The 14,809-nt window shown below is 37.2% G+C and carries 18 protein-coding genes and 5 pseudogenes; 18 read left to right on the forward strand and 5 right to left on the reverse strand.

The genetic code is table 11. The annotated features are described in order from the left end of the window. The first annotated feature begins 179 nt into the window (after positions 1-179). The 3 genes from DXB52_RS12865 to DXB52_RS12875 all read left to right on the forward strand — a co-directional run bounded on the left by DXB52_RS12865 (position 180) and on the right by DXB52_RS12875 (position 2,401). Complete coding sequence (locus DXB52_RS12865) at positions 180-857, forward strand: DUF3990 domain-containing protein (protein WP_118107649.1); 678 nt, start codon at positions 180-182, stop codon at positions 855-857. Continuing rightward, positions 838-1,482, forward strand: coding sequence for a helix-turn-helix domain-containing protein (locus DXB52_RS12870; RefSeq protein ID WP_118107651.1), 645 nt, complete (start codon positions 838-840; stop codon positions 1,480-1,482). Before DXB52_RS12865 ends, DXB52_RS12870 begins: the two co-directional genes overlap by 20 nt. Positions 1,483-1,675: 193 nt before the next feature. After that, the gene (locus tag DXB52_RS12875) at positions 1,676-2,401 is read left to right on the forward strand and encodes a cell wall hydrolase (RefSeq protein WP_118107653.1); all 726 of its coding nucleotides are present in this window, start codon (positions 1,676-1,678) and stop codon (positions 2,399-2,401) included. 37 nt (positions 2,402-2,438) lie between these two features. On the opposite strand, the gene DXB52_RS12880 is transcribed toward DXB52_RS12875, so the two are convergent. Then, the gene (locus tag DXB52_RS12880) at positions 2,439-3,281 is read right to left on the reverse strand and encodes a YitT family protein (protein ID WP_117908480.1); all 843 of its coding nucleotides are present in this window, start codon (positions 3,279-3,281) and stop codon (positions 2,439-2,441) included. 214 nt (positions 3,282-3,495) lie between these two features. Here DXB52_RS12880 and DXB52_RS12885 point away from each other — a divergent pair, with 214 nt between their 5' ends. Continuing rightward, entirely contained in the window at positions 3,496-4,194 is a 699-nt protein-coding gene (locus tag DXB52_RS12885) for a phosphopyruvate hydratase family protein (protein WP_118107655.1), read from the forward strand. 64 nt (positions 4,195-4,258) lie between these two features. Here DXB52_RS12885 and DXB52_RS12890 read toward each other — a convergent pair whose 3' ends face one another. Then, positions 4,259-4,672, reverse strand: a complete 414-nt coding sequence (locus DXB52_RS12890) for a C-GCAxxG-C-C family protein (RefSeq protein WP_181986613.1) — start codon at positions 4,670-4,672, stop codon at positions 4,259-4,261. Positions 4,673-4,912: 240 nt separating this feature from the next. Between DXB52_RS12890 and DXB52_RS12895 the strand changes: the two genes are divergently transcribed. From DXB52_RS12895 to DXB52_RS12935, 10 genes and pseudogenes are all read left to right on the forward strand, one after another. Continuing rightward, positions 4,913-5,818 (forward strand): AraC family transcriptional regulator, encoded by a 906-nt coding sequence (locus DXB52_RS12895; RefSeq protein WP_117908486.1) that lies wholly within the window; start codon positions 4,913-4,915, stop codon positions 5,816-5,818. An 83-nt stretch (positions 5,819-5,901) separates the two neighbouring features. Continuing rightward, a pseudogene (locus tag DXB52_RS12900) lies at positions 5,902-6,006 on the forward strand (sugar O-acetyltransferase); the annotation flags it as partial. A gap of 7 nt (positions 6,007-6,013) precedes the next feature. Beyond that, a complete protein-coding gene (locus DXB52_RS12905; protein ID WP_118107657.1) occupies positions 6,014-6,796 on the forward strand; it encodes a Cof-type HAD-IIB family hydrolase in 783 nt (260 codons plus the stop codon). 627 nt (positions 6,797-7,423) lie between these two features. Beyond that, positions 7,424-7,756, forward strand: coding sequence for a DUF3784 domain-containing protein (locus tag DXB52_RS12910; RefSeq protein WP_054751616.1), 333 nt, complete (start codon positions 7,424-7,426; stop codon positions 7,754-7,756). A 208-nt stretch (positions 7,757-7,964) separates the two neighbouring features. Then, the gene (locus tag DXB52_RS17380) at positions 7,965-8,126 is read left to right on the forward strand and encodes a hypothetical protein (protein ID WP_226871718.1); all 162 of its coding nucleotides are present in this window, start codon (positions 7,965-7,967) and stop codon (positions 8,124-8,126) included. A gap of 55 nt (positions 8,127-8,181) precedes the next feature. Next, positions 8,182-8,547 carry an SdpI family protein gene (locus tag DXB52_RS12920; RefSeq protein WP_117540764.1) on the forward strand — a complete coding sequence of 122 codons (366 nt, stop codon included), beginning with the start codon at positions 8,182-8,184 and terminating at the stop codon, positions 8,545-8,547. Positions 8,548-8,620: 73 nt separating this feature from the next. Next, positions 8,621-8,831: pseudogene (locus tag DXB52_RS17385) on the forward strand (YdcF family protein); the annotation flags it as partial. Between the two features lie 86 nt (positions 8,832-8,917). Beyond that, positions 8,918-9,043, forward strand: a pseudogene (locus DXB52_RS17390) (DUF1858 domain-containing protein); the annotation flags it as partial. Between the two features lie 102 nt (positions 9,044-9,145). After that, a pseudogene (locus DXB52_RS12930) lies at positions 9,146-10,448 on the forward strand (DUF438 domain-containing protein). 27 nt (positions 10,449-10,475) lie between these two features. Beyond that, the gene (locus DXB52_RS12935; RefSeq protein ID WP_117860935.1) at positions 10,476-11,000 is read left to right on the forward strand and encodes a Rossmann-fold NAD(P)-binding domain-containing protein; all 525 of its coding nucleotides are present in this window, start codon (positions 10,476-10,478) and stop codon (positions 10,998-11,000) included. 60 nt (positions 11,001-11,060) lie between these two features. Here the strand turns inward: DXB52_RS12935 and DXB52_RS12940 are convergent, their stop codons facing one another. After that, on the reverse strand, positions 11,061-11,738 hold the full coding sequence (locus DXB52_RS12940; RefSeq protein WP_004613243.1) for a Crp/Fnr family transcriptional regulator: 678 nt from the start codon (positions 11,736-11,738) through the stop codon (positions 11,061-11,063). Between the two features lie 80 nt (positions 11,739-11,818). Between DXB52_RS12940 and DXB52_RS17395 the strand changes: the two genes are divergently transcribed. Both DXB52_RS17395 and DXB52_RS12945 read left to right on the forward strand, forming a co-directional pair. Next, positions 11,819-11,953 carry a hypothetical protein gene (locus tag DXB52_RS17395; RefSeq protein ID WP_004613242.1) on the forward strand — a complete coding sequence of 45 codons (135 nt, stop codon included), beginning with the start codon at positions 11,819-11,821 and terminating at the stop codon, positions 11,951-11,953. Positions 11,954-12,079: 126 nt separating this feature from the next. Next, a complete protein-coding gene (locus DXB52_RS12945) occupies positions 12,080-12,406 on the forward strand; it encodes a cupin domain-containing protein (RefSeq protein WP_009244745.1) in 327 nt (108 codons plus the stop codon). A gap of 27 nt (positions 12,407-12,433) precedes the next feature. Here DXB52_RS12945 and DXB52_RS12950 read toward each other — a convergent pair whose 3' ends face one another. Continuing rightward, entirely contained in the window at positions 12,434-12,643 is a 210-nt protein-coding gene (locus DXB52_RS12950) for a hypothetical protein (protein WP_004843443.1), read from the reverse strand. 291 nt (positions 12,644-12,934) lie between these two features. On the opposite strand from DXB52_RS12950, the pseudogene DXB52_RS12955 reads away from it, so the two are divergent. Together DXB52_RS12955 and DXB52_RS12960 are read left to right on the forward strand one after the other, a co-directional pair. Continuing rightward, positions 12,935-13,545, forward strand: a pseudogene (locus DXB52_RS12955) (class I SAM-dependent methyltransferase). 82 nt (positions 13,546-13,627) lie between these two features. Further along, on the forward strand, positions 13,628-13,945 hold the full coding sequence (locus tag DXB52_RS12960) for a hypothetical protein (RefSeq protein WP_118107661.1): 318 nt from the start codon (positions 13,628-13,630) through the stop codon (positions 13,943-13,945). Between the two features lie 428 nt (positions 13,946-14,373). Here DXB52_RS12960 and DXB52_RS12965 read toward each other — a convergent pair whose 3' ends face one another. Then, the gene (locus DXB52_RS12965) at positions 14,374-14,610 is read right to left on the reverse strand and encodes a hypothetical protein (protein WP_118107663.1); all 237 of its coding nucleotides are present in this window, start codon (positions 14,608-14,610) and stop codon (positions 14,374-14,376) included. Positions 14,611-14,809: the final 199 nt, after the last annotated feature.

Here is a 14,809-nt window from a genome sequence, read left to right on the forward strand (position 1 = left end):
CTGTATTTTATTATAAAAAAATAATTTTTTTTCTTTGAACTGGCATACATTTAAAAAGTTGAAAATATACTCCTTAAGGAGTATAGTAAAAACATAATAAGTTATCACGGTTACATTATACGTGGTCAGCGACTTAAAAAAGAATGAAGTAGAAAGAAGGTGTCCCTTTGTCAAAACAAATGAAAAGAAAAATCTATCATGGTTCATCCGAAATCATTGAGAAGCCTGAGTTCGGGTATGGAAAGCCATATAATGATTATGGACTTGGATTTTATTGTACAGAGCAGATTGATATGGCAAGAGAATGGGGTGTGTCCAAAGAGGAAGATGGGATTGCAAACTGCTATGAAATTGATTGCTCAGGATTGAAAATTCTGAATCTGAATGATGAAAAATACTGTATTTTACACTGGCTGTCGATTCTGTTGGAGAATAGAGAATTCGAAGTGTCATCAGCTCTTGCAGCAGAGGCGAAAGAATATATCCTCAAGAAGTTTAAAATAGAGTATGAAGAATATGATGCAATTGTCGGATATCGTGCGGATGACAGTTACTTTTCCTTTGCTCAAGATTTCATTAATGGGGCTATTTCCTATCGGCAGTTAAACCGGGCAATGCATCTTGGAAAACTGGGACAGCAGTTTGTACTGAAAAGCAAAAAGGCATTTCAGCAGATTGAATTTACCGGTTACGAATCAGCTGCAAGTAAAGAATGGTATAGGAAAAAGATGTTGAGAGACAGGTCTGCCAGAAGAGAATATTTTGATGTAGAACGGAATAAGAGACAAAAAGGAGATTTGTATATAATACAGATCATGGATGAGGAGATGAAATCAGATGATTTGTGCTTACGATAGAGTTTATTTGGAGTCCGCACGAAGGAACCTTGCGAGAATGTTGGATTTTGCTGTATATGATATGTGCTATGATTTACAGCAGTTTTATCACTGGTTTTTGATGTCGGGAATAGCAGAGCAGTTTGGAAGCGGTGACTATAGATTCCTTGCCGGTATGTCTGGAGTAGAACTGGCTTATGAAGTACTGGATGTATCACAGATCGCCTATGAGCGCCGGAAACCATGTTATTCCGCGAACCGCAGTGAAGAATATTGGACAGGCTGGGCATTAGCTTATTATCAGTGGGAGACATCCCTTACATTCAGGGAAATAGAAAAGTATATTCCAATCACAGAAGTCTGCGGTTTGTATTCACCGTACCATGAAATGGATATCCGTCAATTCTCTGATAAGATGAATGAATTATACATGAAAGCAAAGAAGGGAACAAGTCTGAAAATATTACGGAAATATGCAGGAATGAGCCAGAGAGAACTATCTGAATTATCCGGGGTTCCGTTAAGGACGATCCAACAATATGAGCAACAACAAAAGAATATTAACAAAGCCCAGGTAGAATATTTAGTGAGATTATCGAAGACGTTATACTGTGAAATCACAGACTTATTAGAAAAGACAAAATAGTAAAAACAGAGTAGAAAAAAGGAACGGATTTTCTGCATGAAATAAAAAAGTTGACATGCACACAATTTTATGATATTATATCGCTCGTAACATTTTTGTAATAATTGTAATAAAAATGAAAATAATGCATAATATTAATAAAGAATAGCAATTAAATGGAAAAATTTATGCAACAAAATTGTTAGGAGGGTATATGAAATTTAATAAAAATAAAAGGATTTTTCTGGCGATGTATACAGCAATGATGAGTGCGGTCATGCTGACGGGATTTGCAAGTTCCACGGAAGCACAGGAGCAGAGCGTTGCAGAAGCAGAAGTGTCAACGGAGGCAGCTGAGCAGGAAGAAACTTTAGATGACACACGGTTTGCAGAGGGTACAGGTACAGACTGGGGTGTATCACAGGAAGTGATCGATGTGCAGTCAGGGATGATCGAGAATGTGAAGATTGCGGCAGCTGAAGCGAAGATTGCTTATGAAGCAAAGCTGGAAGAAGAGAGACGTGCGGCGGAAGAAGCAGAACGGATCGCCAGAGAGAAGGCAGAGGAAGAAGCGGCAGCAGCGGCACAGGCAGAAGCAGCGGCTGCACAGCAGGCAGAAAAAGAACTGCTGGCATCCCTGATCTTCTGTGAAGCGGGAAACCAGCCGTATGAAGGACAGGTTGCGGTTGGAGCTGTTGTAATGAACCGTATCAATAGTTCCTCTTATCCGGATACAATGGAAGAAGTAATCTACCAGTCCGGTCAGTTCTCACCGGCAATGTCCGGATGGCTTGACCGCGTAAGAGCAAACCAGGGCTATACAGAGGCTGCGATGCAGGCAGCAGAAGATGCACTTGCAGGAAGCAATCCGATTGGAGATTGTCTGTATTTCAGTGTAGGCGGTTACGGAACACGGATCGGAGATCACTTATTTCATTAGAATGCTCCACTCACAACATCTGCTCAAACAGAGTCGATCAGATACTGTGGAACCCTTTTCCGATAATCTCACTTGTATTAGAGATTAGAATAAATGCCTTTGGATCGGTCATCTTGATGAAATTACGCAGGCGGACAGCCTGGGTACGGTTCAGTGCAGTCAGGACAATCGCTTTGTCCTGACCGGAATAAGCACCCGTTGCGTGAAAGACGCTGGCACTGCGGTTCAGCTCATGAACGATGAAAGCACAGATCGGTTCCGGGTCGTCACATACAACATTAAAATATTTGGACAGATTAAAGTTCTCGATAAAGGTGTCTACCATGAAAGAACGAATCGTAAGTCCGAGCAAAGAATATAATCCAGTTTTGATATCGAAGATAAAGAATCCGGCAATAGTGATCAACAGATCAGAAAGCATAAGAGCCGGTCCGATATTGAAGCTGGAATATTTTTTTAAAATCATAGCAATAATATCTGTACCGCCACTGGAACTGCCGATGTTGAACAAAATGGCAGAGCCAAGAGCAGGAAGTGCAATCGCAAAACAAAGCTCCAGCATCGGCTGGTCAGTCAAAGGAGCTTTCATCGGGCAGACGCGCTCCAGAAAAGAAAGCGTTACCGAGAGCAGAATACTGCAATAAGCTGTCTTAGCTGCGAATTTCTTACCAAGAACAATCATTCCGATCAACAGAAGCGTCATACTGGCAACAAAGTTGAAATCACCGGCTGTCATAAGTCCTGTCTTTGCAATAAGAACAGCAAGACCGGTGATGCCGCCAAAGGTAAAGTTATTCGTGAACTTGAAAAAATAAGTACCGATCGCCATGATCAGTGTGCTGACTGTCAGTAAAAGAAAATGTTTCCCCTTGTCTAACATAAATAAATTCCTCCCCAAAAGAAAAATGATAGCTTTCGTGTGCAACATCCGCTATAAAAAGCTGTCATAAATGTTTGTACATATGATTGTAAGCGCTGAAAAGTGAAAAGTCAACGCATGAAGTTATCCAAAAAAGGAAATACTGAAATTAAGCAAAGTACGAAAACAGCATACCAAAATAGAACGAAAAGCACTGAAAAGGAGGTTTTAGAGTGTGGAACCAGAAGTTAGAAATAAGCTGGATCTTGCAGTAGAAATCCGTGATGTTTATGCAAGAGAAATTCTTGATTTCGCCGGAAATCCGGCCATTGAAGTAGAAGTTCTGGCAGGAGGAGAAATCATAGGAAAAGCATCTGTGGCAGGAAAAAATTATAATAAAAAAGAGCAGACAGAAAAACAGCAGATGGATATCGAAGGAAAAATCGAATTGCTTAACAGTCAGATTGCACCGGAAATAATCGGTGAAAATGTATTTGAACAAAGAAAGATTGATACAATTCTGAAAGAAAACGGAAATGAACAGACATCCTTTGCAATATCACTTGCAGTGGCGCGAGCAGCAGCGGCTGCAGAAAAGATTCCGCTTTACAGGTATCTTGGAGGCGTACGTGCGGTACATCCAAGTATGCCGCAGCTGATCAGAAAAGAAGAAATTGAGATAGAAAAGATAAAAGAAATTAAGATAGACGAGAGTACAGTTCTTACGAAACTGTTCGAAAGAATACTGAAAGAACAGAATGAAGGGAATAAACTGATTCTCAGTCAGGAAACAGCAGGAACAGAAGACAGCTTTCTGGTAGATCTTGCAGTTGCAGCGAATATTACGATGATCTTGGTTGAAAACAGAGAAAGCGCTTATTATACAGTACTGAACAATCGATTGTTACAACTGGAAGAGAAGATCAGTGGATGAGGCAATCTCAAGAGATCAGGGAGAAATAAATAATGGGAGCATAGCTCCCAATTATTTAGCGACTTTATTTTACACTCTCTAAATACATTTCTGTCAGTTCAACAGCATCTGCAATACACTGAGAACATGGGACAACTTTCCCCTTTCCAGAGACTCCCTTTAGGTCACGACAATAATAGGTTCCGTTCTTTTGGCGGAATTTTTCTGCAAATTCTTTTGTTTTCTTATAGGTATCTGCTTTTGTAGCTTTTCCATTTTCAAGATTTCCAATGCTGTTGTCCATTCCGATAACCATCATCATTCCGGTTACAGCTCCGCACATGTCCATCATGCCCATGCCAAATCCGAATCCCTCAGAGATTTTAAACATTGTTTCCTGGTCTACACCAAATTCCTCACAGAAAGAACAGGCTACAGCCTGTGCACAGTTATACCCTTTGTCATGTAGTTCTAATGCTTTTTCCACTTTTGTACTCATTTTTTTCTCCTTATGATTAGAAATTCCCAACTTATTTTTTGATTTTAAATTGTTTTTATTATAACGCTCTTTTCTGTTTATGACAATTGGTATTACGGATTTTGAAAGAATTTGAAAGAATGAAATCAAAGGAAGAATATGATATTATAAAAATAAAAAACGGAATTTATAGAGAAAAGCACCTGTCAAAGAAGCTTTGCGTAACTGTATATTTCAAATGTATAAAGGGAGGCGAATGAGGTGAAAATCGTTCGAGGAATAAATTTTATAGAAGGAAGCAGAGAAGAAGAATTACCAAATTTTGAATCAAATTTTCCGTATATCGCTTCTCGTGTAGAATTAAATCAATATGAAGAAGATAGTATTCCATGGCATTGGCATAAAAGCGTAGAAGTGTTTTATGTAGAGCAAGGAAACCTAGAATACCGTACGCCTAACGGACATTATATTTTTCCACAGGGCTCAGGAGGCATGGTTAATTCTAATGTTCTTCATACAACGAAGCCAAAAGAAGACAATACGGTACAGCTAATTCATATTTTTGACCCATCATTTATTGGCGGTGAAACAGGAAATATAATTGTGAAAAAATATATTATGCCAATTATCACATCTGGAGAATTGGATATGATTCCATTATATTCTAATAATTTGGAACAAAAAGAAATATTAGATCTTATAAGGAATGCATTTAATTTATCAGAAAAGGAATTTGGATACGAACTAAAACTGCGTGAGCGATTAACTGAAATTTGGCTATCACTTTTCAAAGTGTCATTTTCTGTGATTGAAAAAAAGAAAACTAGTACGAGAGCGAACGACAGAATAAAATTGATGATGGTTTATGTTCATGAAAATTTTGCAGATAAAATTACTGTTTCTGATCTTGCAAAAGTTGGCTACATAAGTGAGAGAGACTGTTTTCGAGTTTTTCAAGAGTGTCTTCACATGACGCCGATAGAATATATTACAAACTATCGGCTGCAAAAAGCCTGCTATATGTTAGTACATAGCAAAGATACTATTTCTGCAATCAGTCAGGAGTGCGGATTAGGAAGCAGTAGCTTTTTCGGAAAGACTTTTCGAGAACATATGGGGATGACACCAATGGAATATCGAAAAAAATGGCGGAATAGTGATATATAAAGGCATTAAAAAGATATTTTATTCTTTAAAATTGCAGTATGATGATAATCAAGAACAAAACATATCTTTTATGAAAGGATAATGTTTGGATTGGAAGTGGTAGCATTCTCTTGCCGGGAGTTACAATCGGTAAAAATAATGTTGCGGCTAGCAATCCATGTAGAGTAATTCGTTGCATAAGGGAGTAGAAAAGAAATGAATCAGGTAAAAATTATTTTTTTTGATATTGATGGAACATTGTTGGAGATGGGAAAAACAGAGATAACACCGAATACGAGGAAGGCGTTATGTTCATTAAAACAAAATGGTATAAAAATATGTATCGCAACAGGGCGTTCGTTTGCTACCATACCAATGTTTGAGGGAGTTGTATTTGATGCGATTTTGGCATTTAATGGATCTTTCTGCGTTGCAGGTAATCAGGTGGTGGCAAAATGTCCTATTCCGAAAGAAGATATAGAAATAATTATTGAAAATGCAAAGAGAATGGAAAGACCTGTTTCTATTGCAACAGCGGAAGAGATTGTTGCAAATGGAAGCGATAAAGATTTAGAAGATTATTTTGCGATTGCACATCATAGGGTGAATGTATCCGAGAAATTCGAAGAATATGTGGACAAAGATGTGTTTCAAATCATGTTGGGATGTGACTTAGAAGAACGTAAGTATATATTAAAGGGAACGAAAAATGCCAAATTAGCAGCGTGGTGGGATAGAGCCATAGATATTATTCCAAAAGAAGGTGGAAAAGGAGCTGCGATTGAACAGATTCTTGCACATTACAAATTCTCAAAGGAAGAAGCCATTGCGTTTGGAGATGGAGAAAATGATATTGATATGCTACTATCCGTTGGAAAAGGGATTGCAATGGGAAATGCATCTGAAAAAGTGAAAGAAATTGCGACTGATATTTGTGAAAGCGTGACAGATGATGGGATTTATTATTATCTGAAAAGCCAGAAGATAATAAATGAGTGAAAGGTAGGTGGGAAAAATATCGCAAAAAAAACTATAATGCAAGTGTAAAGAAAAAGGAGGTAAAAAATAATGAGCAAAATGAAAAAATGGTTAAACAATTGGTTTAAGGAATCTGTAGAATTTTATGGTTCAATGTTTCGTTATGGAATTTATTATAGATAGGACAGAGGAAGAACACAAACTATGAACCGTACAGAGAATCAAAAAAAGCAAGGTATCATGAAATAAAGAGTTGCATCTTGGCAAAAAGGTGTAGCTCTTTTTTTGGTGGAAAAATTGACAGAAGATAAGAGAATCGAATTGCAAGACTCTATCCCCTAAAATGCTGATATTTGTTGAAAAATCAGGCTTTTTGCAAGCAAAAATGAAAAGGCTATATATAGGTAGCCTGCGAAACTGGAATTGCCCATTTTGAGCCTGATTTTAAGAATAATGTCCTGACAGAGAGCAATGGAATGATTCTCTGCCCAGGATTCAAAAGGAATGGAAAAAATGCAGGAGGAAATCAACCGAATGCTGGTTACAGAAGCAAGCCGAATGGCAATGTATTAAAATTAGGTGGATGTAATTGAAGAAAAATATGATATCATATGAGTAATAAAACAGAATTTAAGGAGGAGACTGTAAATGAAATTATCAGATTTAGCAACAGGTTCTGATTGGACAGTGTGGATTGTCTTTGTGATATTTGCTGTACTTTCTATTATTTTACTTTCTGGACACGGAAGCTGGTTCATTTCTGGATATAATACAGCTTCAAAAGAAGAAAAGGAAAAATATAATGAAAAGAAGTTATGCAGAACAATGGGAATTGGAATGTCTATTATAGCAATTCTTCTATTAACAATGGGCTTGTTTGAAAATATTTTACCTGCATTTTTTGTATATATTGCATCGGGAATTATTTTGGTTGATGTTGTGGTAATTATCATTTTAAGCAACACGCTATGCAGAAAGTAACAATTTCCAGCTTGTATGTAAAAAACAGAAAAAATGTAGATATTGTGGCAAAGAATTAGATAGTAATTTGGAATGTTGTAGCAGTGAGTGAGAAAACAGCTATAGAAAGATAATTGAAAAAGATAGACATAAAATTAAGTATTTCATTTCGGGCATTATTTTAGGGTTTTTAGCTATGTTTTATGGTGTTGTGTCAAGCCGCAATTGCATGATTGGAAGTGGAATTATAGTAATGGGGGTCACAGTTGTTGTGCTTCCATTTACTACTCCAGAAACAACTGCTTTATTTGGAAATAAAAAGGCGAGATATATCGGAAGAATATTAGGTATGATACTTATAGCGGTTGGAATATGGGTAGGGTTTATTTGATGACAACTTCAGTCTTTAGAGCAAATTAATCAGAAGTTGAGAGGAGGTCTCTATAATGTTTATATTTTTATCTGTGTGTTCACTTTTAGTACCGTTATCTATGATTATATTGGGATATACGTGGAAAGATAACTCTCCTAAAGATCGGCAGGGGAGTTCGGGATATCGAACTACTATGTCAAGGATGAATGATGAAACATGGAGATATGCACACAGGTGTTGGGGCTGGATAAACTTTGTTTTAGGAATCATTCTGGTGATACTATCGATTTTTATTTTGATTTTAACGAAAGATAATACAAACTTTGAAATGATTTCTGTTTATTTGGTGTTTTTACAATTAGGAATTATGGTGCTTACAATTATTCCGACAGAATTTTTGTTGCATAAGCATTTTACAAAGCAAGGAATGAAAAAATAGCTAACTTCCAATTGGTGAAAATGAAAATCGGAATTTTATGAGGTGAGTTATGTAAAAAGCAAAAGCAATTAATATGTTGGGAGAATTTTGTGGCAAGCGTGATATAGAAGAATTTACACAAAATGTATTAGAAAAAAATTGGAATCAATCAGGCTGATGTAATGGTTTTATTTGGAGGAAGCATTATAGCCGGTGGTGATATTCTTGCTGAAGCCATTCAGAACGAAGTGGCAAAGAAAAATATTATTGTCGGAGGTGCTGGACACACAACAGAGACATTGAGAAATGTTGCTGGAGCAACAGATTATTTTCGGAAATTTAGGTTATTCTATTTTGTAACAAGGAAAGATAGAAAGGTGTGGATGTTTATATGGCAAAGAAATTAGACTTAAACAAACCAGTATTTGAATTGGTTCAGGAATATCCTGAGCTTGTAGATGTTTTAAAGGATTTAGGATTTTCAGAGATTACAAAGCCTGCAATGCTTAACTCTGTGGGACGCATCACAACAATTCCAAAGGGAGCTAAGATGAGAAACATATCCATGATGAAGGTTGTGCCGGCACTTATGAGTAATGGGTTTGAACTTATTGGGAAGATGCCAAATATCTTTGCACTTGGAAAGAATAATGCAGGAGACGAGACCAGCAGTGAAGATGGGGCTTTTCAGGAAAATACAAGAGAAAAGATAAAGAGCTATTTAAAGCGACTTGGAGAAGGCGAAGACTTAGAGAGTGTGCGCAAAGACTTCGTAGAGAATTTTTCAGAGGTAGAGGCATCTGAAATTATGAAGCTGAGCAGGAGCTAATTAAGGAAGGCACACCAATCACAGAAGTGCAGAAATTGTGCGATGTTCACAGTGCCTTATTTCACGGTGCAACAAAGGAAGAAAAGATTGCAAATGCAGAAAAAGCAGTAGAAGAGTCACTTAAGAAAGAGGAGACATCTAAGAAACTGATGCCGGATGCATACAATCAGAAGCATGCTGCAGCAAAGACTCTTAGAGAAACTGTTGGACATCCGATGTATCGATGGGCTCTTGAAAACGAGAAGATAGCCGCATTGATTCATGAAATTCAAGGGGATATTGAGTCTGGGAATGATGTAGGAGAGAAGCTATCTGAGCTTCGACAGATTTCTATTCATTATGCAGAAAAAGGAGATCTTGTCTATCCGGTATTAAAGGTACGCTATGAGATCTCAGGACCTTCGGATGTGATGTGGACAGTGGATGATGAAATTCGTGATGAGCTAGCTGCACTTGATAAAATATCAGATTATGATGAAGAATGGATGAACCGACTTCAGACAGTTCTCAAACGAGCAGATGAGATGATCTATAAAGAAAATAATATTTTATACCCTATCTGCGCAGTGAATTTCAGCAGGGAAGAGTGGTATGGCATTTACGAGGATGCTAAGGACTATGCACCTGTGTTTGGAGTAGAAATGATCTGGGATGAGGCAGAAAAATATAGTGCTGATAAAAAAGCAAGAACAGAGGCGGCTCTAAGCGATGGAGAAATCATATTAAGTGGTGGTCATATGACAGTTCCACAGCTGGAAGCACTTCTCAATACATTGCCTATCGAGATTACATTTGTGGATGATAATAATATCAATCGCTTCTTCAACGAAGGACCAAAGGTGTTCAAACGCCCTCAGATGGCGATTGACAGGGAAGTATTTTCTTGCCATCCACCTAAGATAGACCGATGGTGCGAGCAATTTTAGATGATTTTAGAAATAATAAGCGTGACAGAGTTCCAGTTTGGATGGAGAAGAATGGAAAACCATTCCTTGTAACATATATGGCAGTAAGAGATAAGAAAGGCAATTATCTTGGAACGGTTGAAGTAGTACAGGATATGCAGTTTGCAAAAGAGCATTTTGAACAATAAGGAGGGCAAGGATATGCACCGAATCGTGTGATTGGATCAGGAACGGTTCTGGATACAGCAAGACTAAAAGAACGTCTCGGGGAGCATCTGGAAGTAGATAGTCGAAGTGTTCATGCGTTTATTGTTGGAGAACATGGAGACAGTGAGATTGCCGCTTGGTCAAGTGCCAACGTGTCAGGTATTCCACTCCATGATTTCTGCGAGATGAGAGGGCATCATGACCATGAAGGAGCTACGTCAGAAATTGCGGAGAAAGTAAAAAACAGCGCCTATGAAATTATTCAAAGGAAGGGTGCTACTTATTATGGAATAGCAATGTCGGTAAAGAGAATATGTGAAGCTATAATCAGAGATGAATGTTCGATACTTCCAATTTCAACAATGATGGATGGAGAATACGGAATCAAGGATGTAGTTCTGTCTATGCCAAGTATTGTAGGTGCAGAAGGATTTATATCAAAGGTTCCCATTTCACTATCTGAAGATGAAATCAAGGCATTACACAAATCAGCTGAAACACTGAAATCAGTGCTGGAAGAGGCATTGGAATAAAATTGTTGTGAAATCGCATACAGCGTATGTGGCAAAGGGGATGGGCGCATCCCCTTTTTTCTATAGTAAAAGTTTCATTTTTTTATCGTTAACTTCTATAAGATTTTCATCTTGCATACGACCAAGTTCTCTGGACAGTGCACTTCGGTTTACACCTAAGAATTCTGCAAGTGCTGTCTGTGTAAAGGGAACATGGAGATACCCTTCTGAGTCTGGCGCTAAACTATGCAAATAGATTAGAATTCGATCTCTTAAAGATTTCTGATTTGCAATTCTTAGTTTTAGATTTGAAAAAACATTTTGTGAGGCAAGTATTTTGAGCATGTTAGTGGTTAAATTCAGTTGGTAAGAGCATGGACAGGAAGAACCGCTTATAATACCTTTAAGATTAATTAACATAATGGTGCAGTTAGTCAATGCTTTTAGCTGTATTGGACTGTATGGTGTTTGCACGCATGCCAGGGCTTCTGCAAATGATCGACCACGTTCAAAATGATTCATATTGATTTTGCTGTAGTTTTCATTGATAAATGATCCTTCAACTGTTCCATCAAGCACAATTCCGGAATATAACAAAGGTTCTCCTAGGTGTTGAATTAATTCGTCTTTTTCAAAAGAGAGAATTGAGGCCTGGAGGAAGTTGAAAATTTGCGGATAGTGTTCAAGAGGAATTCCTTCAAATAGCTTTGCTTTCGATAGTATCGGAAGATACTTCTGATAATCATCTAGTTTCTTCATATGCTTATTACCATCCTTTCAAATGAAATTTTATCATATCATCGATATTGTTGCTACAGCAACAGAAAAACAAGAGGCCTATGGATAAAATAATAGATGTAAAGAAGAGAAAGAGAGGTGGAAACGATGAAAGAACAAGCTGGAAAAATTATAGATTTTGTAAGAGAAAACAGAACAGTGCCAGGGTGTACCATCTCGAAGCAAATCTATCATGAGAATGGCACAGGGATATTAATTTTTTGCCTGGAGAAAGTATTCTAACACCTATTCAACGGTCGGTTGGAGTTAGTGCAATAAAAGATTCTATATATAAAGAGATTGAATTTCGAAAGGAGACTATTATGAACGAGGTAATCAAGGCGGGAGAAGTATTTAAGTTAGCAGAGTTACTTCCATATCAGGAAGGAAAGATTGTAAATATGGATTTGGCGCATAATGACAAGATGAAATTTGTTGTTATGAGTTTTGATGCAGGAACAGGTCTTTCAGAGCATGCAGCTCCGGGAGAAGCCCTTGTGATGGCACTTGATGGAGAGGCTGTGATTGGATATGAGGGACAGGAGCAGGTGATCCACGCAGGAGAAACTTTTAAGTTTGATAAGTTTGGAAAGCACTCAGTAAGTGCAACAAAGCAGTTCAAAATGGCACTGTTATTGGTTCTTGAGTAAATATGAGGAGATATCGCTATGAACTATTTAGAGATTGAAAAAGTAATCGGAAGACAGATTATTGATTCCACTGCCCCATTGGAAAGCAGCAAGTGCATATAACGAATACTGTGAGCGGGGAGTGGCTTTTAGTCCATCCTCTGCCTTATTACAGTCAATGCGTAACATATATCCGGCAGATGTATAAATGTCAATGCTGTTGTGATACATGTTGTATTTTGCGTAAATGGTATTCATGTTGTGTCTCCTTCAAATCAATAAAAATATAGAAGCATTTCAATCAGTTCACCATGTCATTTTCATTTTATGTTATAATGTGTTATCAGATTTTTTTTGCCCTTGTATTTTCCCTTATCAGAGTTCGTAAACTTATATGGGAAGATATAACACAAGGGAAACAATAAGGGAAAGCTCACCTGCGACAAATCCAGCGTTTTCAAAGGTTTACAGTGAATTTAATAACAAAATATAACAGTTATTCCTAAAACAGGTGAAATCTCAATCGGAATATGAAGGAGGAATATTTCAATGAGCTTTTTTGAAAATACCCGTAAGCCACAAGGATTCGGCGGAAAATTGATGACAAAGATGATGAACAGCGGCCACTCCAGGCTATCGCAATGGGGGTTCTCGAATACCTCTGTAAATCCGGACGCTGAGGTGCTGGATGTTGGCTGCGGAGGTGGTGCAAACATTGCGGTCTGGCTGAACAAATGCAGGAAGGGCCATGTGACAGGATTGGATTATTCGGCGGTTAGTGTGGCAGAATCTCAAAAATTGAACGCTGCCGCCATTCAACAGGGAAAATGCAAGGTCGTTCAGGGAGATGTATCTGCCATCCCATTTCCAGATGCAAATTTTGATCATGTCTCAGCTTTTGAGACGGTTTACTTCTGGCCAGACTGAAAAAATGCTTTTCTGAGGTAAATCGTGTTTTGAAAGACGGAGGAACCTTCCTGATTTGTAACGAGAGCGACGGAATGAATGCCTCAGACGATAAATGGACAAAGATAATTGATGGTATGAAGATTTATAATTGCGATCAACTTATCACCGCTTTAAAAGAAGCAGGTTTTATGGAAATAAAACCATATGCCGATGTCAAAAATCACTGGCTTTGTATTGTGGCAACAAAATAGATAAATTCCAGCTCGTAGAATTATTAAAAAATCAAGATTTACTTGAAGAACTGACCAAAGTAAAATATGAAGAGGAGTATTTATGTCAAAAAAGTACGCAGAAAGAAAAGATACTATTAAATCTGTGAGATTAGTAATTGACGCATATGATGGCAGAGAACTAGAAATTCCACTTGAAATTTGGCAGGTCGATGTTATACGTGAAATGCTTGGCTTAAGTGTAGATACAACTAATTTAGATACTTATTGTATGCGAAGCAAAGAACAGACCAATGAGACTAATTACACAGACATTATTAATTATATGCTTTTCAAATATGATGAAACAATGGATAAACCTATTTTAGATGCGTTCAGGAGAAGATTACATTTTCAATCCGTGGTGTTAATATCTGGATAAAAAAGAAATGTCCTAACAGTATTCTTCATGTTTATGTGAATATGAATTAATCTGCTAAGGCATTTCTTTTTATTTGTATCTTTAAAATATCATTTGAAATAATCAATTTTTTAGCAAAGTATGTCTTTTTGGTACCATATGAGACGCATTTGTGCAAGATTTCCTCCTTCTTCAGATGTTTCGAACATATGGTTGATTACCTTTTTGATTACCTTTGCTTTTTGGAAAAAAGAAAAAGCCTTAAAACAGCGATTTTACGCAGTTTCTAAGACTTTTTAATACAGGGGATGAGAGAATCGAACCCTGTGGGAACTCCTCACAATCCCCGTAAAATAAGCATTTCTTCGATTGAGTTTTGACTACATTTGACTACATTTTGACAACATGGATGGTAAAAAACAAGAAAGGAGAAATCGTTCAGCATGGTGTCATATTTTATAATTGAACTTGTATGCTGTCCAAGCTAAATAACTAGTATTACGCGCTGTAATTTCTTCATAATATCGTCTTGTAATTTCATTATTTTCTATATTTTGAAGAGAGTTTTCTATAGTTGTGGCTATCCTATTTGCCTCATTTCTACTTCGAATTATTTCATTTGCCAATTCTTCTTGATTTGCAATAATCGTGTCCAATCTAGAAATGATATCATCTAATTTTGTCAAAATGATTTCTTTAAATTTTTCTTCTTCATATAAATTATAAGCTCCCTCATGTCCTTCTAAAGTATAACAATGTCCAATCTAGAAATGATATCATCTAATTTTGTCAAAATGATTTCTTTAAATTTTTCTTCTTCATATAAATTATAAGCTCCCTCATGTCCTTCTAAAGTATAACAACGTCCAGATTGTAAATATTCAT

The organism is Ruminococcus sp. OM04-4AA, from assembly GCF_003462585.1.
Classification (GTDB): Bacteria; Bacillota; Clostridia; order Lachnospirales; family Lachnospiraceae; genus Mediterraneibacter; species Mediterraneibacter faecis.

Excerpts from the sequence above, each read along its gene's own strand:
- DXB52_RS12865 (WP_118107649.1), top strand. The coding sequence starts at position 180 with ATGAAAAGAAAAATCTATCATGGTTCATCCGAAATCATTGAGAAGCCT.
- DXB52_RS12870 (WP_118107651.1), top strand. The coding sequence starts at position 838 with ATGATTTGTGCTTACGATAGAGTTTATTTGGAGTCCGCACGAAGGAAC.
- DXB52_RS12875 (WP_118107653.1), top strand. The coding sequence starts at position 1,676 with ATGAAATTTAATAAAAATAAAAGGATTTTTCTGGCGATGTATACAGCA.
- DXB52_RS12880 (WP_117908480.1), bottom strand. The coding sequence starts at position 3,281 with ATGTTAGACAAGGGGAAACATTTTCTTTTACTGACAGTCAGCACACTG.
- DXB52_RS12890 (WP_181986613.1), bottom strand. The coding sequence starts at position 4,672 with ATGAGTACAAAAGTGGAAAAAGCATTAGAACTACATGACAAAGGGTAT.
- DXB52_RS12905 (WP_118107657.1), top strand. The coding sequence starts at position 6,014 with ATGAATCAGGTAAAAATTATTTTTTTTGATATTGATGGAACATTGTTG.
- DXB52_RS12910 (WP_054751616.1), top strand. The coding sequence starts at position 7,424 with ATGAAATTATCAGATTTAGCAACAGGTTCTGATTGGACAGTGTGGATT.
- DXB52_RS17380 (WP_226871718.1), top strand. The coding sequence starts at position 7,965 with ATGATTGGAAGTGGAATTATAGTAATGGGGGTCACAGTTGTTGTGCTT.
- DXB52_RS12920 (WP_117540764.1), top strand. The coding sequence starts at position 8,182 with ATGTTTATATTTTTATCTGTGTGTTCACTTTTAGTACCGTTATCTATG.
- DXB52_RS12940 (WP_004613243.1), bottom strand. The coding sequence starts at position 11,738 with ATGAAGAAACTAGATGATTATCAGAAGTATCTTCCGATACTATCGAAA.
- DXB52_RS17395 (WP_004613242.1), top strand. The coding sequence starts at position 11,819 with ATGGATAAAATAATAGATGTAAAGAAGAGAAAGAGAGGTGGAAACGAT.
- DXB52_RS12945 (WP_009244745.1), top strand. The coding sequence starts at position 12,080 with ATGAACGAGGTAATCAAGGCGGGAGAAGTATTTAAGTTAGCAGAGTTA.
- DXB52_RS12950 (WP_004843443.1), bottom strand. The coding sequence starts at position 12,643 with ATGAATACCATTTACGCAAAATACAACATGTATCACAACAGCATTGAC.
- DXB52_RS12960 (WP_118107661.1), top strand. The coding sequence starts at position 13,628 with ATGTCAAAAAAGTACGCAGAAAGAAAAGATACTATTAAATCTGTGAGA.